The following is a 19,071-nucleotide window of genomic DNA, read 5'->3' on the forward strand; positions in this document are numbered from 1 at the left end:
CTTTCAGGACCAGGGGGAATTCTGTGAGGAAAATTCTGGAGGATGAGTCCGCATGGGCTGATTTCCTTATCTCGAAAGCGGCCCTTATTCTTGCAAGTGTCATCCTTTTTGCAGCCCTTTTTCAGCTGGGGGCCGGTTTCAGAGACTTTGAAGCCGGAGAAGAGCTTGATGCCGCTGCAAGGGATTTCAAAGCTGCTGTGGATGAGGTCGGAGCTGGAAGTTTCCAGGGGGAGTCCTCTGAGTTCCTCTATCATTTTGAAGAGTTTGGCCGGTTTCAGGTTTCTCCTTTCGAGCGGGGAGTTGAGGCGTACGTTTCAGGGGAATACTTTCGGCTGGAAACCGAAATTGACGGAAAAACGGTCAGGGCAGTAAAACCTTTTGCTTTCAGGGTTTTGCCTTTCAATGAAACTGAGCTGCGGGGAAAGCTTCTGGATAGGTTCGGGGCAGAAGGGAGCAGAGAAGACCCTCTGCCTTCGGACTATTCGGAAATAACAAAGTATCTTTCGGCTGTCGGTGCCGGGGAAAAGGAGCTGGATGTTGCTAAAGCTGTCTCCATAAAGAAGGAATTCATTTATGTTAAGGAAGGGGAGGAGGTGTCGGGTTTTGTGTGTATCCTCATCTATCAATGATTTTTCTTTTGTTAGCGGGAAGGTTCCTGGAAAAATTTCAGGAAAAATTTCAGGAAAAATTCCGGGCAAGCTTTCCGGAAAACCCTTTTCCGGGCTGTTCCGGGACGAAAGTGGGGTGCTTGAGCCTCAGGTTGACATCCTTTCTACAGCTCTTGCTGTAATCGGTTTTGTTGTCTTTGCCGCCCTGCTCTCCCAGGGTTATCTGGGCTACGAGGATCGTTCCTTTGCCCTTGAACACTACGAAAGCGCTTCTCTCCTGGCAGAATCCCTTGCCGGGTCCCCTGTCCTGAGGGCTGGAAATCCTGGCCTCCTCTCTGCCGAGGTTCTCGACGGACTTTTGGGCTCTGAGGGGAATGTAGAAAGGGAACGGCTTTTTGCGGCTTTTTCGGGAAATTATGTTTTCCTTATTGAGGTCAGGACGCTGGATGGAAAATGGAAGTGGGAGATTATTCCAGATGGCATAGACCCTGTTTTTTTCCTTGAAGAAATGGACCGTATTGCTGCCTCCGTACCGGTAGTTATCGAATTGAACCCCGCAGAATCGGTCCCCGGGACTCTGACAGTTGTACTCTATCAACCGGGGTGGGTCTGAAAAGGGGGTCCTGAGCAAATGAAACACTCTGGGTTTAATTTCCGAATTCAATTTTTGGATTTAATTCTGGATTTAATTCCTGGATATGATTAAAATAAATGAGTGGTGAGGAGCCGGAGAGCATTGGATAAGATTATTGGAGGGTCGGAATAATTGACAGACAGGAAATGGACGGTTCTGGGCCGGAAGATTGGGGATATTTTGGAAGGCAGAAAACTCCGGGCGTTGGATTTGTCCGCTTATTCCACGGTCTTTGATGCCCTCTTTTTGCTTGTTCTGATCTCACTTGCGGGAGTCCTGCTTATGCCTTCCTTGCAGGCAGGGGGACAGTATGAAGCGGCTTATTACACGGCAGGCTCAGAAATGGATTCCCACCTGCTGGAGACGCTTCTCTCCTGCAAGTTTGAAGATTTCGATTATGAAATCTCCCCTTTTTCGGTTTTAGGGCTTGAACTGCCCGAAAATTCCGTGGTTGAAAGTCCTGTGCGCACCCTTTTTGGGAAAGAGCAGAAACACCGTACTTTTGCCGACCTGACTGCAGAATACCTTGCCCTTTCCCTTATGCTTTCGGACAATGGCTCTTCCGTTTCCCTCAATCCCCTGGCTGCCGATTATAACGCAAGGGTTTCGGATGTTGTTACGGCTTACCTGGACCGGGAACTTGCAGGGAGGTTCTCCTATCGCTTTGAAGCCTACTGGTATCCTGTGAAAGCCTTCCCTCTCGGGAGCGAACTTATCATCGGGGATGAAGCGCCTGCCAATGCCATCCGGCAGAGTGCAAAGCTTTCCATGCCTCCTGGTACCTATGCCCCTTCAAAAGAAGCTATCTTGAGTCCTGTGAGTGATACCGTCCTTGTAAGCTCCCTCAATGTTTCCGAGGGGGAAGCCGCGGAAAACCTTTCTGTAGCTTTTGATTCCGTCCTTGATGCCGCTGCTCTTGAAGGGGCAAGGGCGGTATCGGAACTTCTTTTCCCATCGGAATATTTCGGCTCGGTTTTCGGAGAGGACGCAGATGAGTCCATGCAGACGCTGCTCTACGGGGTTCCGGAAAGTTCAGGGGTCGTGAGCTCCCTAAGCCCGGAAGAAGCGTTCCTGGTTTTTTTCGCGGAACTGCTTGAAACCGATTTTAAATTTGAATCCGGAATCAGCCCTGAGAATGTCTCAGCTTCCGACCTCCCGGTACTTCAGGCCCTCCTGCTTGCCGTTCTTGAGGAGGAAATAAGGACAGGGCTTGAAGCTAAGTTTTCCGGGGAAATCAACCGGACCGTTTCGGGCATGGTAGGGGCTGAAGATTTCTCAGAGGCACAGGCCCTCAGGGATGCCCAGGTGGAATCGGTTTACAGGCAGGTAAATCCGGGAGGGGCTCGAATAGTCCTGAGCCTCTGGGGACCTTCCTGAGTTCCTGGGAAGGCTTCTCTCCTTCCTCAGTATTTCTCTTACTTCAGTATCTCTCCTTCCCCCGTTAAGGGCGGTAATCTTGAAGAGTGCTGCAAGAATAAATTTTTCAGCCCTGAAAAGAGGTTCTTTCGCCGCTTCCTCTGCCTTTTCCTTCAACACAAAGTATATATTACATGCTGAGCTTACTAGAGTCGCTTTTACCGAAAAACTCCCGCTTTATTCAGGAATACTTATCCTGTAAAAAGTCATACGGCAGTAGTTGCTGTGACGGAAAAAAATCTCCCGATCGGTGTAATTGGTCCGTTATAATCGGTAAAGATATAACTTCAGCCCGGTACATGGACCTCCGGGTGCTGATCAATCGATATCAGGAGAATGACACATGGCTAAAATGCATACAAGAAGTAAAGGTAAGTCTTCATCTACCAGACCCAACAGGACCGAAGTGCCAGAGTGGTGCAAGGTTAGTGCGGAAGAGGCTACCGGAGTAGTGCTTGACCTCTGGAAACAGGGTGTAGCAACCTCAGAAATCGGAATGATCCTGAGGGATCGCTACGGAGTTCCTGATGTGAAACTTCTCACAGGCAAGAAGATCACAGCTATCCTCAAGGAAAACAATGTTGCTCCAAATGTCCCTGAAGACCTCTACAACCTGATCGTCAAGGCCCTCGGGCTCAGGAAGCACCTTGCAATTAACAAGAAGGACGTCCACAACAAGCGTTCTCTCCAGCTGACCGAATCCAAGATCCGCAGACTTGTTAAGTACTACCACCAGGAAAAGGTACTCCCCAAGGAATGGCTCTACAAGCCTGAGACCGCTGAAATGATGATTACCAGGTAATTTCGAAAAATAATTCGAATTTTTAAGGGTCTTCTTGCCTTTCCGGCAGGAGCCCCTTTTGACCATTTTTTAAGGAAAAATTGTTGATGTTTTTTGAGTTTTTTTGTGTTTTTTGAGTTTTTGCCACTGCACTTTTTGCTTCGGAACCCTTTGTCCCTGTCACCTAACTTCTGTCTTTTTAGACGCAGATATGTTTTTATTCAAGTCTACAAGGTTAATTGATTGCGATGTTGAGATTTGGCACTGTATAATGCATAGTTAAATCTAAGCAAATTGTTCGATATCAAGCGACACTTATATGCTTGGAAATACGGGCTTAAAGCTGTTACTTTTTTGCCTCTCTTTATACATTCTGTTTTTAATACTCCCGTTTTTTCCCTTAACGGTGTTTATTACTGTCCCTCATTTATTGATTATTAGTTTTCATTAATCGCTGACTAAATCGTAAGTTTTATACATTAACACTAATATCCATATAACTTGGTATTACTAAAATTTTGATTATTATCTTGCAGAAACATAAGAATTTTTATCTACATATGATTGTTGCAGGTTTTGAACTAAATCTGATCTGAAAGTTCTTCCGGTCATGAAACGCATGTTGTGTTCATGGAATATGGAGTTGGTTTGTGTGATTCATAAAAAATATCTGTGTGTTCTCCTCGTACTTGTGCTGGTGGCGGCATGTGTGTCAGCCGGGTGTGTTGGCTCCTCTTCCGAGTCGGATGCCGGGGATGAAAGCGGGCACAAAGCTGTCAAAGGTTCCGATGCCAGTTCGGACACGGAAATGATAACTATCACGGATGGGCTTGGACGGACGGTAATCGTTCCGAAAAACCCTGAAAAAGTAGTTTGCCAGGGGGCAGGAGCCCTCCGCTATCTCTGCTACCTGGGAGCCCAGGACGCTGTGGTGGGGGTAGAAGATATCGAACTCCGGAAGGACGAAAACCGCCGACCCTATGCAATCGCAAACCCCTGGCTTCAGGAAATGCCCCTTATCGGGGAATTCCGCGGGAACACCGATCCCGAAAAGGTCGTTGCAGCCGAGCCTGATGTGATTTTCTGGACCTATGTGCTTTCCCCCGCCGATGCTGATGAGTTTTCGGCCAAGACCGGCATTCCGGTGGTTGCACTTAATTACGGAAACCTTGGAGTCTACCGTGATGACATGTACAGTTCTCTCAGGATCATGGGAGAAGTCATGGACAGGGAGGAAAGGGCAGAAGAAATCATCGATTTCTTTGATGTTGCTATCGCCGACCTGGAGTCCCGGACTGCGGATATCCCTGACGAGGAGAAAATGAGTGTTTTTGTGGGTGGAATTGCCTATGCGGGCCCTCATGGTTTCCAGTCCACCGAACCTACCTATCCTCCTTTCATGTTCATAAATGCAAAGAATGTTGCAGGTGAGATGGGTACGGACCATGCCGATGCCTCAAAGGAAGCAATAATGGAATGGGACCCTGGCATTCTTTTCGTTGACCTGTCCACCTACCAGACAACGCCTTCGGCTCTGGACGAACTTAAAGAAGACCCTGCCTACCAGACTCTGACTGCAGTGAAGGAGGGGGAGGTCTACGGCATCCTGCCTTACAACTGGTACAGTTCTAACCATGGTTCTGTACTTGCGGATGCCTACTACGCAGGGACTATTGTGTACCCGGACCAGTTTGCTGATATTGATATTGGCGCAAAGACCGATGAAATCTATACTTTCCTCTTTGAAGAGAATGGGGAAGATGTGTACGATATGATGGAAATCGGGTTCAAGGGAGGATACGGAAAACTTTCTCTTGAGTGACCGGATAAGGGCTTAAAGGCCCCCGGTAACTTTCCTTCTTAATCTTCCTTTAACCCTCCTTTAATCTTTAATGACTCAATAAAGGCTGCTACAATGGACCTGACCAAGACTGCTGGGATGAATAAGGTAAACGAATCCGGGGTAAAATTAGGGGGAGATTCGGTTTCTTCTGCCTACTCCAGGTATATAGGGAGGAAATTCACATTTATTTTCCTCTCAATTCTTCTGCTGATCCTGCTCTTTCTTCATTCAATAGCTGTGGGGGCTGCAAATGTCTCCGTTATGGATGTCGCAAGAGTGCTTCTAGGGGATGACCTGGGCAATTCGAACACGATTATCTGGCAGATCCGGCTGCCCAGGGCTCTCACCGCGATTGTGGCAGGGATAGGGCTTTCGGTTGCCGGGGTTTCCCTGCAGTCCATTCTCAGGAACCCACTGGGCTCGCCTTACACCCTGGGAATCTCGCATGCCGCTGCTTTTGGAGCGGCTTTTTCCGTAATCGTACTCGGTTCGGGCACCATGCGGAGCACCGGGGCGGATGCGGTAATGCTGAACAACCCGTATATCACCACCGCCGTTGCCTTCCTTTTCTCCATGCTTACTACCTTCATACTGCTGGCGATTGCAAAGTATAAAGGGGCCTCTCCAGAAGTGATGATCCTGACGGGTGTTGCTCTTTCTTCCCTCTTTACTGCAGGGACGATGTTCCTGCAGTATTTTGCGGATGATGTCCAGCTTGCGGCGGTTGTTTTCTGGACCTTCGGGGATGTAGGCCGGGCTGACTGGGGAGACCTTGCGATCATTTCGGCAGTTGTACTTCCTTCACTGTTGTATTTCTACCTGAACTGCTGGAATTACAATGCTATTGACGCCGGGGACGAGACTGCCAAAGGGCTCGGTGTGGACGTGGAAAAGATCCGGCTTTGGGGTATGCTCGCAGCTTCCCTGGTGACTGCATTTATTGTTGCTTTTCTTGGTGTTATTGGTTTTGTGGGGCTTGTCTGCCCGCACATCTCCCGTCGTTTCGTGGGGGATGACCAGCGCTTCCTGCTCCCGGCTTCCTGCCTTGTGGGCGGGCTTTTGCTGCTCGCGTCGGACACCGCAGCCCGGATGATGATGGCGCCTCATGTGCTTCCCGTCGCCATCCTGACTGCATTCATGGGAGCGCCCCTTTTTCTCTACCTGCTTGTCAGGGGGTATAGACATTGATGCTTGAAGTTCAAAATCTTGGGTTTGATTACGGTACAAGGGAAATTTTGAGAGGTATTGATTTCGGAGTCCTGCCCGGAGAAGTAATGGTCGTGCTTGGCCCTAACGGGGTCGGAAAGTCCACGCTTCTCCGCTGCATAAATTCGATCCTGAAGCCGAAGAAGGGGCTCGTCATGGTGCAGGGGGAAAACCTGCACACTCTCTGCAGGGATGAGATTGCAAAGCGGCTCGGCTATGTTGCCCAGCGCTCGGAAACGGGAAGACTTACGGCCTTTGATGCGATTCTCCTGGGCCGCAAACCCCGGATTGGCTGGAGTGTGAAAGCTCGGGACCGGGAAGTCGTTGAGGAAACGGTAAACGCACTTGGTCTCGAAGACCTGGCTCTTCGCTACATTGACCAGTTGAGCGGGGGCGAACTTCAAAAGGTGGCAATTGCAAGAGCCCTTGTCCAGGAGCCCGAACTCATCCTCCTTGACGAACCCACAAGCAACCTGGACCTCAAAAACCAGGTCGATATTCTGGATACCATCCGGGGAATCGCAAAAGCCCAGGGAATCTCTGTGGTCCTGACCATGCACGACATCAACATGGCCCTCCGCTATGCTGACAGTTTCCTGATCATCAGGGACGGGGAAATCTACGCCAGGGGTGGCCCTGAAATTATCACTCCCGATGTTATCGAAACAGTGTATGGCCTGCCGGTTATGGTGGAGTCCTTTAACGGTTTCAGGCTTGTAATCCCGATAAGTTAAAAAATCAGGCGCATGACCCCCCGTAAGCCCGCTAACATCCCAGAGTAAGCTACACAGAATCTAGCAGGAGCTAGCAGAATCTAGCAGGAGCTAGCAGAATCTAGCAGGAGCTAGCAGAATCTAGCAGGAGCTACCAGAAGCTAAACAGAGTTTACTTTTCAAAAAATGTAAACGGACCGCTTTTAAAAAGCCGTTTTTTAAAAATTTTTTTAAAAAGGTTGTAAAAGCAGGACTGGAGTTTCAAAAAACGAAAATGGGGATAGGAAAGCTTGAAAAGGCTTTCCACAGTTTTTTTCTTTTAGTATTCTGGTTCAAGGCCTTCGAGCTGGGAAAAAGTTTTGTCCAGTTCGGCTCCTTCCTCTACCCTCTGCTTTTTCGCTTTTTCATGGTGAATGGCCTGGACGGCTACACTGTAAAGTTCTTCAAGTTCGTGGGCGGATTCCAGGGTGAGGACCGAAAGGACCTGGGGGAATTCACCGTTCCGCACTACTATGCCCTTGAAGACGTGTCCTACAGCTCCGGAAAGTTTCTCGATTTCGCTTGAGATATCGTCGATGCTCAGGAATTTCCGGTCGCCTTTGATGATGACCATTGCCCTGCTGGCTTCATCATAGACGTCTGTGGAAAATAGGAGGCCTGAGGGGGAAAGGGCGTTTTGGATGGCGGTTTTGACAGGCATTTCCTTTTCAGCCCTGAAAAAGCCGATTGTCGCCAGGCCAGCACCCCCGCTCATGACCGTCTTAAAGTCCCCGAGGTCTGTTACCATCATCATTTCACTGTCCAGGGCGTCGAGGAGGAAGAGCAGGCGCTCGGCGATCATGTCGTTGATCCCGTTGTAGGCTTCCTGGATACTGCCGCCAATGTTTTTCAGGTACTGGTTGTCCGCAAGGATGACCCCGTCAGCTCCACTCTGGCGGAGTTCCCGGAGGGAAAATGCCGCGTTCTGGAGGTAAAGTGTACCTTCTTCCCTGAAAGGCAGGACCACGACGCAGTAAACCGGATAATCATAGCGCTCTTTCATCTCCTTTACGAGGAGGGGGGTAAAAGATGAACCTGTGCCGCCGGAAGCCGAGGTTACCACAAAGGCGATATCGAAATTGCCCTTCTCTTCGATCTGGCGCATGATCATCTCTCTTTTCTCTTCAAACACCTTCTTTCCTATGTTCCGGTTTGCACCGACGCCATGCAGGTGGGGGATATGAACTCTGTCCTTTGCTTTTGTGAATTTCATTTCTTTTAAGTCATTGACAGCAGTGTTGAAGGCGATGGTTTGCACGTTACTCTTAAACTTTTGCTTGGAGTAAAATTTGACAAGCTTGCCGCTTTTACCCCCGCCGAATGCATGTTTGTTGACAGAATCAAGGATTCTGTTTCCACACTGCCCGTTTCCTATCACCAGTATGTTGAGCAAGAAACTCCTCCATTTTAGGATATGTTAGCATTTTTCCTGTCCGGGGTTATTCACGCTTTTTTACCGCGAAAAGCCTGCGTTGCCTGAGATAATCCTCGAATACTTTCATTAAATATTATGGAGTTGATAATTATCCTCAATAAAGAATCTCTTAGTATTTGTATTCTTTGTGCTTTCTGTAGATGTGCACACCGACTGCTCCAAGGATCAGGAGGGGGATTATGTATACGTACACAGGCTGTTCAAAGAGGTAATCGAACTTGCCTTTTGTCACGTAAATGCTGGAGGTTTTCACCTCTGCACTTTCTTTTATATTTTCGGTGTCCACTTCGTTGTTATACTCGTACGAAAGCTCTCCTGCAATGGTGTAGGTACCCACTTCGTTTGCCTTTAATACGTAGCTGTACTCTTTATCGTTGTTTGCCTGGAGAGTGTCGATATAGATCCTGGGGTTCCCGCCTATTAACTCTATGTCCTCGTCTCCCCCTTCATATTCGAGGCCCTGGGGAAGCGTGAGGTCCAGTCGGACAGCCTCTGCGTCAGCGTCACCCTTATTCCTGAGGATGATGGTTGAGACAATTTTTCCGTTTCTTTCTACGGAATTCAGGTTTACATCCATTGAAGTTTCTATCTGGGCGCTCTTTTTATTCCCCTCACTTATGGTTATCGTAGGAGTATTCGAATTTGACTGGTAAGCCTGAGATGCACTGTTGGTGTAACTTGCAGTGACCGGTTTGAGGTCATAGGTCCCTGCTTCTGTTGCCTTTAACTCATATATGTATACAGGTATTGATTCCCCCACGTCGATTTCCGGGACCGCACCCGTGACTTCGTACGTTGTCTTTTCCAGGACGAAGTGTTCCTGCTTGGGGTCCGTAAATAACACATTATTTGCGGCATCATTTCCGGCATTCTTTGCGTTAACCGTCACGGTTATGGTTTCTCCGATTCCGATTTCGGATCGGTCAACCGTTTTTGTTATTTCAATTTCGGGGTCTCCTGCAAAGTCTGCCGCGGAATGCCCTCCGTCGACGAGATCATTTATGTAGAGGTCTCCTATGTTGTAGTTGGATATCGTAATCTCGACCGTGGCTCTGGGTACTACTCCTGCGTGTACGGACTTCAGGCGCATCTGGACTTCTCCGTCGTCGTCGAAATCAAATTCGAAACTCTCATTTATGTCCAGCAGCCCGTCTTCAACCTTCTTTTCCCTTTCGTACACATAATAAGAGGCGGTATTTGCTTCCACAAAGACATCCGTGATTTCAATCACGTAGTTGTTCAGCTGGTATCCGTCTCCTTCTTCGATATCCCCTTCATATACGTCCGCTCTGGCCGATGCCGCGCCGCCGAGCATCAGCAGGATGAAAAATGCACATAGAACAGGTATATGGATCCTTTTTAGTTTCAATTCTGCTACCTCAGGTTTTTATAAAAAAAGATTTTTTTATGGGGTCATTTTCCTTCTCAATTTTTTTAATTTACGCTTATTTATCTTCAGCAAAACCAGATATAAAGCTTATGATCTTTTCCTCTTTTCATTGTTATTCTTTTCATTTAAAATTTTATCTGGTTTTTTTATTTTGTTCTTTTAAAATGTCAATTAAGGTGGCTTATTCCGGACTCCACGTATCCCCCGAATTAACCATTTCAAGGCTGATGTCTATCCATCTGGCCCGGTGGATAAGGGAACCCATTGATATGACATCTACCCTGGTTTTTGTGTACTCTTTAAGGTTCTCTCCGGAAATCCCGCCCGAGGCTTCGACCAGAACGTTACCTCTCAGCTCTTTTTCTTCCAGTACTTTCAGGGTGTTTCGGATTTCTTCCGGCTGCATATTATCTAGCATGATTATGTCCGCGCCCATCCTTGCAGCCAGAACGGCGTCTTCTGCGGATTCTACCTCTACTTCTATTTTCCGGGTAAAGCTCGTCTTTCTGGCTGCTTTTATTGCGGCTTCGATTCCCATGAGTTTGATATGGTTGTCTTTTATCATGACCGAGTCCGAGAGGTTGAACCTGTGCGGGTCCCCTCCTCCGGCAACAACAGCCCTCTTCTCAAATTTTCGGATCCCAGGCGTGGTCTTTCTCGTGCATGCCACCCTGGTGTGCTCCGAATGCTTCCTGGTAATGTCCACGCAGGTCCGGGTAAGCGTTGCAATCCCGCTCAGGTGCCCGAGAAAGTTAAGAGCCAGCCGTTCTCCTTGTAGAATGGAAACCGCTCCCCCACTCAATCGGAAAATAACGTCTCCCGCCCGGAGCCTGTTCCCGTCTTTCAGATCGGTTTTGGCCCGGACCCCAAGGTAAGAAAAGATTGCCGAAGCTTCCCTTATTCCGGCAACAGTACAATCTTCTTTTGTGAATATAACCGCTTCTGAAGGTTCATCAGGCACGATGGTGCATGAAACATCGTCATATCCCAGATCTTCCTCTATAAAGCGTTCGATATCTTTTATAAGCATGATGTTTTACCCATGCTACTTTATGTTGCCCGGGATTTATAAGGGGTGCGGGAGTTTTCATCAAATTCCTTATGTTCCTGTTATTTGATTTTCCTGTTATTTGATTTTCTGGTTATTTGATTTTCCTGTTATTTGATTTTCCTGTTATTTGATTTTCTGGTTAGTTTACGTTTTTGTTTTGTATGTCGCGATAATAAATGGGAGACACATGAGGCAAACCCGCCAACAGAAGGTTTAAGGAGGGTGAGTATATACAGTACCCCTCAGTTCTCCCTCTTCTTAGGGCTTCAGAGAGCTTTTTATAAGGATTATCTCGAATTTATTGATTATTTTTTCAGGAGTTTGTATGCTGAAAGTCGGAATCGTTGGCTGTGGATTTATTGGCGGACAGATTTGCAGGGCTGTTGATGAAGGAGCGATAGATGTTGAAATGTACGGGCTCTGCGACTCTACAAAAAGTAAAGTTCTGGATCTTGCGGCTTCGTTAAATATATGTAAGCCTCAGCATATGGAGCTTGAAAAACTTGTAAAAAATGTGGACCTGCTAGTTGAATGCGCTTCCCATGGGGCAGTTAGGGAAATCGTCCCGCAAGCCCTTGAAGCAGGATGTGACGTGATTGTCCTGAGCGTCGGCGCTTTTGCGGACCGGGAACTCAGGGAGAAGGTCTTCGGGCTTGCCAGGAAGTTCAACCGTAAACTCTACTTCCCTTCGGGCGCAGTGGTCGGAATAGACGGGCTGACCTCCGCATCTGCCGCAGATATCTCTTCTGTAACCCTGACCACCAGGAAACCTCCTTCAGGGCTTGAAGGGGCTCCTTTTGTTATGGAGAAGGGCATAGACCTTAAAAAAATAGACCGTGAAACCGTGATATTTGAAGGTCCGGCTTCCGAAGCCGTGAAGGCTTTCCCTGCAAATGTTAATGTCTCAGCAACTATCAGCCTTGCTGGAATTGGTTTTGATCGAACGAAGGTTAAGGTCATTGCTGACCCTGCCCTTTCACGGAATATTCACGAGGTCAGGGTGGAAGGTGATTTTGGCATTTTTTCTACCAGAGTCGAAAATCTCCCTTCGCCGGAGAACCCCCGTACCAGCTATCTCGCTGCTCTTTCTGCGATTTCCACTTTAAAAAAGATTGTGAATCCTCTCCAGATCGGGACCTGAATAATGTTGCTTTTAAAAGGTTACTTTAAGTAGGTTGCTTTAAAAGGGTTGCTTTAAACGATTGAAACTTTCTTCTCAAAAACACTTTTTTTACTTTCTTCCTTTTCACCTTCTTTCTCCTCTTCTTCATCCTAATTTTATTACCCATATTATATATTTATATAATATCTTTTTTATAATTCCGTTCTGCTACCTGAAATGTGCTCACAAATGATTATATAGTTCGGGAGAGTTAAGCAGGTACGCTCAACTTAACAGGTATTATGTGCGCTTTTAGCGCCTGATTATTTGAATTTCATTTTGCGCCAAAATTACTTGATGAAATCTCAAACCCATAAATTAACCTCATGAATTGTAAAGAAATCGTAAATTATATTTTCAAATCATATTCCTTTCAAAAATTTTCGGTGGTCCCATGCAGCAAGCAGAGCTTATAGAACGGATCAAAGAGTTGAAGAAAAAACGAAATGCAGTTATTCTTGCTCATTACTATTCCCGCCCTGAAGTCCAGGATGTTGCGGATTTTGTGGGGGATTCCCTGGGCTTGAGCCAGGAAGCCGTCCGCCAGGGCGCGGATGTAATCGTGTTTTGCGGCGTCCATTTCATGGGGGAAAGTGCCGCGATCCTCTGCCCGGACAAAACCGTGCTGTTGCCGGAAATAGATGCAGGTTGCGCCATGGCTGACATGGCGGATGTGCCTGGCCTCCGTAAGCTTAAAGAAATGCATCCTGATGCCCTTGTGGTCTGCTATGTGAACAGTTCGGCAGCGATCAAAGCGGAGTCCTACATCTGCTGCACCTCGGCAAATGCCGTGGAAGTGGTAAATTCTCTTGACGCCGATGAAGTCATCTTTGTGCCGGATAAAAACCTTGCAGCTTATGTGGCGACTCACACGGATAAGAAAATCATTCCCTGGGAAGGGCACTGCCCGACACATCACCAGGTCCTCAGGGAGGATGTCCTGCGGATGAAAGAGGTACATCCCGAAGCTGAGTTCATTGCTCACCCCGAGTGCCGCCCCGAGGTTCTCAAACTTGCCGAAAAAGTGGCAAGCACCAGGGGCATGATCGTGTATGCAAAAGAATCAAAAGCCAGGGAATTCATCGTTGGGACCGAATGCGGGCTGATACATGCGCTTTTAAAGGAGGCTCCTGAAAAGAAATTTTACTGCATCTCCGAATACGCATGCTGCCCCAGCATGAAGATGGTTAACCTCGAAAATCTCCTTGTTTCCCTTGAGAACATGCAGAGTGTGGTAACCGTTCCCGATGATGTCAGGGAAAGGGCAAAAGAAGCTCTTGACAGGATGCTTGCGGTAAAAATCAACCGGTAATTTTACTCCTCTTTCTTCCTTTTTTTGTAATTTCAGTTATTTTTTCCCTTTTTTGTAATTTCAGTTATTTTCCCTTTTTTTAGAATTTTTATCTCCTTTGGGCATACGGGATTCCAGGCGGACATTTCCGATACTTTTAATACTTTATAATGCTGCTTTCTTGTGATGTCTGCCGGAATACGCACATATCTGGAACTGATGAGGTACGGAAACTGTCTTATGGCAGGGTTTGCTGCTGTTATAGGGACTCTGATTGCTTTCAATATCCTTACTTCGGACCCCCTGAGTTCGTATCAGCCCGGGGCTTTTCCTTTCCTTGATGTTGTTCTTGTATTCCTTGTTGTGTTTTTCGTTTCAGGGGCAGGAAATGCCATCAATGATTTTTTTGACATCAAAATCGATTCCATCAATCGCCCTGAACGTCCGATTCCCTCCGGGAGGGTGGGTGCAAAGGAAGCCCTTTATTTTTCTTATTTCCTCTTTGCCCTGGGCACGGTCCTTGCTTTTTCGATTAACCCTGCCTGCGGTTCCATCGCCCTTTTCAATTCCCTGCTCCTGATCTTTTACGCGAAAACCCTGAAAAGCACTCCCTTATTCGGAAATCTGAGCATAGGTTACCTTACAGGTTCTACTTTCCTGTTCGGGGCTTCGGTTTTCGGGATTAGGGGGCTTGAAGTTCTCTTTGTCCTTTTCCTGCTCGCTGCCCTTGCCATTACGGCCCGGGAAATCGTAAAGGACATCGAAGATATGGAAGGGGACAGGCAGGAAGGCGCCGACACCCTTCCGCTCAGGATCGGGGCAAAAAAAGCGGGATACCTTGCGGTACTTATCGGGTTTCTGGCTGTATTATTAAGCCCTCTCCCCTACTTTATGTCCATCCTGGGCATGCGCTACCTCTACCTCGTTTTCCTGGCTGACCTGGGCTTCCTGTTGGCCATCTATCAGCTCCTGGTAAAGGGCTCCCCCACCAAATCCTCTAAAATGTTCAAGATTGCCATGCTCTTTGCCCTGATAGCTTTTGTTGCAGGGGCATGAGTTTTTATCTATTTTCGGGAATTTTAGCAAATTGGAATCTTTCCTGCCGCAAGTTCCGTGCAGAAGGCCTGGATGTTTTCGAGCTCTTTTTCTATGACCTCTGCGGCTTCTTCTTCCACATCCCCGGCAAAGCCTTTTTTCATGATCAGCTGGGCGGTTGCAATCTGCGGCCTGTCGATCGGTGTTCCAATTTCGCTAAGGAGCCATACATAAACTTCCGCTATGTCGGGGACCTGTCGGTAGATCCTGTCCGCTATCCTGTGGGAGAGCAGGTTGTAGATCTTTCCTATATGGCTTACCGGGTTTTTCCCGGCGGCGGCTTCGCTGCTTACCGGCCGGTTCAGGGGTATGATGCCGTTTACCCTGTTTCCACGTCCTACCTGCCCGCAGTCCGCATCTTCTGCGGAAGTGCCCGTAACTGTGGTGTAGACTCCTTCCAGGCCTCTTCCCGGGATGTCGAGGGTATTCAGGGAAATCGAAGGCTTCAGGGTGATGGAGGTTTCTGCGTTTGCTTCTGCCTCTGCTTCTGCCTTTTCTTTTTCTGCAAAGCCCGCGGCAAACTCCTCAATCCTGCTTTGCAGCTCCCCTTTCTTTTTGAAATAATCGCTTTCCGATTCTACGAAGCGGTCCATGAGGGGCATGGCAACGGTCAGGTGGATGTCCCCGTCGTGCCTGAGCCCCATTACCTTGATATCTTCCCCGGATTCCGGGTGTTCTTTCTTGAACTTCCCGGAGTTAAGGTGACGTTCGCATTCGAGCACCAGCCTTTCCGTGGGGCTGAGGGGAGCGTAACCCACAGCAGCAGACGTGTCATTTGCCCCCAGGATTTCCCCTCCCCGGCTGAAAATGTCCGTGAGCTCGGCAGAGCCTTTTTTCAGTTCCACCTGGTAAAAGAGGCTTTCAGGGTCCACGAAGCGGAGATTTCCGGAAAGCCATTGCTTTGCCGTATCCACAGCAATGCCCGGCACATCTATTTCCACCCCCCCTGCTTCAAAGGTCGCCCGATCTCCAAAGATGAGCCGCATCGGGCTTATGACTTTACCTCCCCCGAATTTTCCCTCGACTTCTCCTGCAACGAGCAGGCCCTTGTCAATGTTGTGGTGGAGGATGGCCCCGAAGTTTTTCAGGTACTCCGCCGACAGGCGGACCGAAACCTGTTCCATGATCGAGTCACAGATATAATCCGGATGTCCGAGCCCTTTTCGCTCGACGACTTCTACCCTTTGCCGATATACTTCAGAAGCTTTCAACTCTTCAATGACGATATTTCTCAAATTTTTCCCCCCGCTATTCCCCTGTATACAAAATTTCCAGTAAACCGAATAATTGTCAGTAAACCGAATAATTGTCAGTAAACCGAATAATTGTCAGTAAACCGAATAATTGTCAGTAAACCGAATAATTGTCAGTAAACCGAATAATTGTCAGTAAACCGAATAATTGTCAGTAAACCGAATAATTGTCAGTAAACCGAATAATTGTCAGTAAACCGAATAATTGTCAGTAAACCGAATAATTGTCAGTAAACCGAATAATTGTCAGTAAACCGAATGATTTCCAATGAACTGTTGGCACTTATCTTCCCGGTTATGTGCTGAATATATCAAATGTAGTGCTCAAAACGAAATGATTCACGTAAATTCCGTTTCTTCAGCCCTTTCACTCTTCTTTGTTGTTTTCGTATACCTGCCCTGCCTCTTTTCCACTTTCCGGGCCGTGCCTGAGGTATTCCCTGATCATCATCGGAAATGTGTTTGCGGGCACGAAACGGACTCCTAGCTGTTCAGCCCACTTTTCAATTCCATAATCACTTGCAACCACAGCAGCGTCCAGTTCCTTGGCCAGGATCAGGACATCGATATCGGGGGCACTGTCCAGGATTCCGTAGCGCAGTGCTGCACGATACTTGTTTCGGAATTTCCCGATAATCCCGCCTATGACCTCTCTTTCCACTTCTTCCCTGTATTCCTTCTTCTTGTTCTGTGGGTTTTCCATAAAGAGGCATTCAGTTGCGGCTTCCCATATCGCATCTTCTGCTACCCCCATCCCCCGGTTGATCCTCTCCCGCATGTAAGCCACATATTCGTGGAAGATCTGGGATGTTACGTCCACCTGGTACCTGTCAGGGGATTTTTTCACAAGCCAGGTGTCGATTTTTGCCATAACTTCCCGGTCGCAGCCGTTTCGACTGGCAAATTCGTGCATCTCCTTGTAGACCGAAGGGTATGGCACATAACAGCTTATCCCGAACTGCAGACGGGCTTCGGCTATCAGGTCAAGGATTGCCTTCATCCCTTCGCAAAGGGCAGCATAACCCATAACCTCCCGGGTCTGCAGGTCAGTCAGTGCGGTGGTGTCCAGCACAAATCTTTGCTTGAGCATTTTTTCAGTCCTGTTGATTGATACGCATTTTTCTAAATTCTGGAAACAATTAAGAGAAGTTTCTCCAGGAGAAGTCTCGCCTGAATTTTTTGAAGCAAGGAACCGTGCTTTTCTTCCCCCTTCATCTATTGAACAAGGAATGATAAAATTCTTTGTCTCATTTATCTCATTTCTCATTTTTGTTTTAATTTCTCATTTTTGTTTTATTTTGTGAACCTTTTTTTGTTTACTTTCTGGGCTATTTTTTGTTATTTTTTGAACCGCTTTTTTTTAATTTCGTTAGCTTTTTTTGTTTATTTTGTGGGCTATTTTTTTGTTTATTTTGTGGGCAGTATTTTCTCCAGGGTGTCCTACCGGGTTTGATTTATAATTATTATTTATGTTATTATTCGCCATATTTTGACTAAAATGAATAACTGTATATAGTTTCAAAACGTATATTTACATAGGGAAGTTGATAATATTGACCGAAAGCCCGGATTTCCGGCAGATTTCTTGAGATGCTTTGACCCCTGAGCTTAAAGCGTTTCTTTATGAACATTTAAATAAAAATAACTATGTTTTTGCCGTGTCGGGTTTGTCCAATTCGGTCCGGTTGACATTTCCCTTGCTGAAACACTGGTAAGTGTTTGAATCCGGCTAAAATATAGTGCCGGATCCAGGGCATTTACAGGTGACTAAAAAAATTGAAAAATGGCAAAGTGGCGAAATTCGGAAGTGTGGAATCCAAGTGTGGAATCTATAATACAATAAAGGAAAGCTGGTGATCAAATGAGCACAAGTGCGGCGGGCACAAAGCCTCTTGCAGGCTCTGAAAAAGGTTTGTCAAAGAACCCTCTTCAGAAAGGAGGCAACACAATGAAGGAGTATTGTAATATATGTGGTCAGGAGCTTCTGGAGGATGTAGTTGTAGTAGACACAAGCCTCGATATGAAGCCAATCACATTCAAGGAGGTCCACGGAGATAAGTCTGATTTGATATGTATCGAGTGCGCAATTGATGTTGTTGAGAATCCGCCATTTGTATGCGGAAGGTGCGCACAGCCAATAGAATTCAATGAGAAATTCTACGTATTCAGGGAAGCCATATCAAAGCCAAGCGGCCCCAAAGTGGATCTTTGCGTACATACCGATGAGAATTACATCTGTAGCGAGTGCTACGACGAGATTATGAATCCCGAGTATGAAAAAGACGAAGTTTGAGTTTTTTGTGGAGCTTCTTTTTCTCTCCAGGATTTGAAACCAACATATTTCAGGGTATAATAACCGAAATTTCAGTTCCTTAGCGGGTCTTTAGCCCGAAAAGGACAGAACTGTTATTCTAGCAGTTCTGTTCAAATAGTTTTTCTACTTTTTACCTTTTAATATTACTCCATTTCGTTTTTCTGGTCTAGTTTTTCTTGTTTTAGTTTTACTGCTTTCCTGTCTTACTTATCCTGGCTTCCCATTTTTCTTGTTTCTCTACCCTGTTTTTTTCGTATGATTTTTTTTTCTTCTGGTTTTACTGCTCTTCTTTTAAGTCACATTTTAATAGGGGTAATAAACATAGTATTTTTTAGTTCTTTTTGGATTAATACTGGGGTGCTATAATTGGATGAAAATCATGTAATTGAAGCCGAGGATTCTACCTGGGGAAAACTCGTGGAAAGCTCTGGAAAACCTGCTATTGTAATGTTCTACAGCCCTGGCTGTCCCTTCTGTAAAGTGATGGAGCCCTACTTTGCAGAGTACGCTAAAGAATTCAGGAACTCAGCGGTCTTTGTCCGGATTAACATTGCAGTGAACCCCTGGACTGCGGAGAGATATGGGGTGCAGGGAACTCCAACATTCAAAATCTTCTGCCACGGGAAGCCTTTGTGGGAACAGGTCGGACAGATCTATCCTTCTATCCTGAAAGGTGCGGTTGAGAACATGATAGAATATGGAGATGACTGTGTAAGGAAAACTACGCCCATAGGGCAGGATATTACCGGTTACGTGTGATTTTTTTACGTGCCTTTCACTTTTATGTTTCACTTTTATGTTTCACTTTTATGTTTCACTTTTATGTTTCACTTTTATGTT

Annotated in this window: 17 protein-coding genes; 12 read left to right on the forward strand and 5 right to left on the reverse strand. The window is 46.8% G+C overall.

Annotation, left to right across the window (positions count from 1 at the left end; genetic code table 11):
• The first annotated feature begins 23 nt into the window (after positions 1-23).
• From ACSAZK_RS13725 to ACSAZK_RS13755, 7 genes are all read left to right on the forward strand, one after another.
• A complete protein-coding gene (locus tag ACSAZK_RS13725; RefSeq protein ID WP_440954654.1) occupies positions 24-629 on the forward strand; it encodes a hypothetical protein in 606 nt (201 codons plus the stop codon).
• Positions 604-1,221, forward strand: a complete 618-nt coding sequence (locus ACSAZK_RS13730) for a hypothetical protein (protein ID WP_440954655.1) — start codon at positions 604-606, stop codon at positions 1,219-1,221. The genes ACSAZK_RS13725 and ACSAZK_RS13730 overlap by 26 nt, the downstream gene beginning before the upstream one ends.
• A gap of 153 nt (positions 1,222-1,374) precedes the next feature.
• The gene (locus ACSAZK_RS13735) at positions 1,375-2,619 is read left to right on the forward strand and encodes a hypothetical protein (protein ID WP_440954656.1); all 1,245 of its coding nucleotides are present in this window, start codon (positions 1,375-1,377) and stop codon (positions 2,617-2,619) included.
• Between the two features lie 382 nt (positions 2,620-3,001).
• The gene (locus ACSAZK_RS13740) at positions 3,002-3,460 is read left to right on the forward strand and encodes a 30S ribosomal protein S15 (RefSeq protein WP_048180540.1); all 459 of its coding nucleotides are present in this window, start codon (positions 3,002-3,004) and stop codon (positions 3,458-3,460) included.
• Positions 3,461-4,091: 631 nt separating this feature from the next.
• On the forward strand, positions 4,092-5,261 hold the full coding sequence (locus tag ACSAZK_RS13745) for an iron ABC transporter substrate-binding protein (protein WP_440954657.1): 1,170 nt from the start codon (positions 4,092-4,094) through the stop codon (positions 5,259-5,261).
• 117 nt (positions 5,262-5,378) lie between these two features.
• Positions 5,379-6,470: a FecCD family ABC transporter permease gene (locus ACSAZK_RS13750; protein WP_440957025.1), complete on the forward strand. Its 1,092-nt coding sequence runs from the start codon at positions 5,379-5,381 to the stop codon at positions 6,468-6,470.
• A complete protein-coding gene (locus tag ACSAZK_RS13755; RefSeq protein ID WP_440957026.1) occupies positions 6,470-7,222 on the forward strand; it encodes an ABC transporter ATP-binding protein in 753 nt (250 codons plus the stop codon). The genes ACSAZK_RS13750 and ACSAZK_RS13755 overlap by 1 nt, the downstream gene beginning before the upstream one ends.
• A gap of 298 nt (positions 7,223-7,520) precedes the next feature.
• Here the strand turns inward: ACSAZK_RS13755 and ACSAZK_RS13760 are convergent, their stop codons facing one another.
• The 3 genes from ACSAZK_RS13760 to nadC form a co-directional block, all read right to left on the reverse strand.
• On the reverse strand, positions 7,521-8,633 hold the full coding sequence (locus ACSAZK_RS13760) for a cell division protein FtsZ (protein ID WP_440954658.1): 1,113 nt from the start codon (positions 8,631-8,633) through the stop codon (positions 7,521-7,523).
• A gap of 151 nt (positions 8,634-8,784) precedes the next feature.
• Positions 8,785-10,044: a BatD family protein gene (locus tag ACSAZK_RS13765; RefSeq protein WP_440954659.1), complete on the reverse strand. Its 1,260-nt coding sequence runs from the start codon at positions 10,042-10,044 to the stop codon at positions 8,785-8,787.
• A gap of 202 nt (positions 10,045-10,246) precedes the next feature.
• On the reverse strand, positions 10,247-11,095 hold the full coding sequence (gene nadC / locus ACSAZK_RS13770; RefSeq protein ID WP_440954660.1) for a carboxylating nicotinate-nucleotide diphosphorylase: 849 nt from the start codon (positions 11,093-11,095) through the stop codon (positions 10,247-10,249).
• A 346-nt stretch (positions 11,096-11,441) separates the two neighbouring features.
• Here nadC and ACSAZK_RS13775 point away from each other — a divergent pair, with 346 nt between their 5' ends.
• The 3 genes from ACSAZK_RS13775 (at position 11,442) to ACSAZK_RS13785 (ending at position 14,625) form a co-directional block, all read left to right on the forward strand.
• Positions 11,442-12,257 carry an aspartate dehydrogenase gene (locus ACSAZK_RS13775; protein ID WP_440954661.1) on the forward strand — a complete coding sequence of 272 codons (816 nt, stop codon included), beginning with the start codon at positions 11,442-11,444 and terminating at the stop codon, positions 12,255-12,257.
• Between the two features lie 415 nt (positions 12,258-12,672).
• The gene (gene nadA, locus ACSAZK_RS13780) at positions 12,673-13,590 is read left to right on the forward strand and encodes a quinolinate synthase NadA (protein WP_440954662.1); all 918 of its coding nucleotides are present in this window, start codon (positions 12,673-12,675) and stop codon (positions 13,588-13,590) included.
• Between the two features lie 165 nt (positions 13,591-13,755).
• Positions 13,756-14,625 (forward strand): geranylgeranylglycerol-phosphate geranylgeranyltransferase, encoded by an 870-nt coding sequence (locus ACSAZK_RS13785; protein ID WP_440954663.1) that lies wholly within the window; start codon positions 13,756-13,758, stop codon positions 14,623-14,625.
• 23 nt (positions 14,626-14,648) lie between these two features.
• On the opposite strand, the gene ACSAZK_RS13790 is transcribed toward ACSAZK_RS13785, so the two are convergent.
• Together ACSAZK_RS13790 and ACSAZK_RS13795 are read right to left on the reverse strand one after the other, a co-directional pair.
• Positions 14,649-15,899 carry a methionine adenosyltransferase gene (locus tag ACSAZK_RS13790; RefSeq protein WP_440954664.1) on the reverse strand — a complete coding sequence of 417 codons (1,251 nt, stop codon included), beginning with the start codon at positions 15,897-15,899 and terminating at the stop codon, positions 14,649-14,651.
• A gap of 385 nt (positions 15,900-16,284) precedes the next feature.
• Entirely contained in the window at positions 16,285-17,007 is a 723-nt protein-coding gene (locus ACSAZK_RS13795) for an RNA ligase partner protein (RefSeq protein ID WP_440954665.1), read from the reverse strand.
• A 771-nt stretch (positions 17,008-17,778) separates the two neighbouring features.
• On the opposite strand from ACSAZK_RS13795, the gene ACSAZK_RS13800 reads away from it, so the two are divergent.
• Together ACSAZK_RS13800 and ACSAZK_RS13805 are read left to right on the forward strand one after the other, a co-directional pair.
• Positions 17,779-18,210, forward strand: a complete 432-nt coding sequence (locus tag ACSAZK_RS13800) for a hypothetical protein (RefSeq protein ID WP_197076091.1) — start codon at positions 17,779-17,781, stop codon at positions 18,208-18,210.
• Between the two features lie 387 nt (positions 18,211-18,597).
• A complete protein-coding gene (locus ACSAZK_RS13805; protein ID WP_440954666.1) occupies positions 18,598-18,990 on the forward strand; it encodes a thioredoxin family protein in 393 nt (130 codons plus the stop codon).
• Positions 18,991-19,071: the final 81 nt, after the last annotated feature.

Origin of the sequence: Methanosarcina sediminis (assembly GCF_052056915.1) — an archaeon.
Taxonomy (GTDB): Archaea; Halobacteriota; Methanosarcinia; order Methanosarcinales; family Methanosarcinaceae; genus MTP4.

Excerpts from the sequence above, each read along its gene's own strand:
- nadC (WP_440954660.1), bottom strand. The coding sequence starts at position 11,095 with ATGCTTATAAAAGATATCGAACGCTTTATAGAGGAAGATCTGGGATAT.
- ACSAZK_RS13775 (WP_440954661.1), top strand. The coding sequence starts at position 11,442 with ATGCTGAAAGTCGGAATCGTTGGCTGTGGATTTATTGGCGGACAGATT.
- ACSAZK_RS13785 (WP_440954663.1), top strand. The coding sequence starts at position 13,756 with ATGTCTGCCGGAATACGCACATATCTGGAACTGATGAGGTACGGAAAC.
- ACSAZK_RS13795 (WP_440954665.1), bottom strand. The coding sequence starts at position 17,007 with ATGCTCAAGCAAAGATTTGTGCTGGACACCACCGCACTGACTGACCTG.
- ACSAZK_RS13750 (WP_440957025.1), top strand. The coding sequence starts at position 5,379 with ATGAATAAGGTAAACGAATCCGGGGTAAAATTAGGGGGAGATTCGGTT.
- ACSAZK_RS13755 (WP_440957026.1), top strand. The coding sequence starts at position 6,470 with ATGCTTGAAGTTCAAAATCTTGGGTTTGATTACGGTACAAGGGAAATT.
- ACSAZK_RS13740 (WP_048180540.1), top strand. The coding sequence starts at position 3,002 with ATGGCTAAAATGCATACAAGAAGTAAAGGTAAGTCTTCATCTACCAGA.
- nadA (WP_440954662.1), top strand. The coding sequence starts at position 12,673 with ATGCAGCAAGCAGAGCTTATAGAACGGATCAAAGAGTTGAAGAAAAAA.
- ACSAZK_RS13800 (WP_197076091.1), top strand. The coding sequence starts at position 17,779 with ATGAGCACAAGTGCGGCGGGCACAAAGCCTCTTGCAGGCTCTGAAAAA.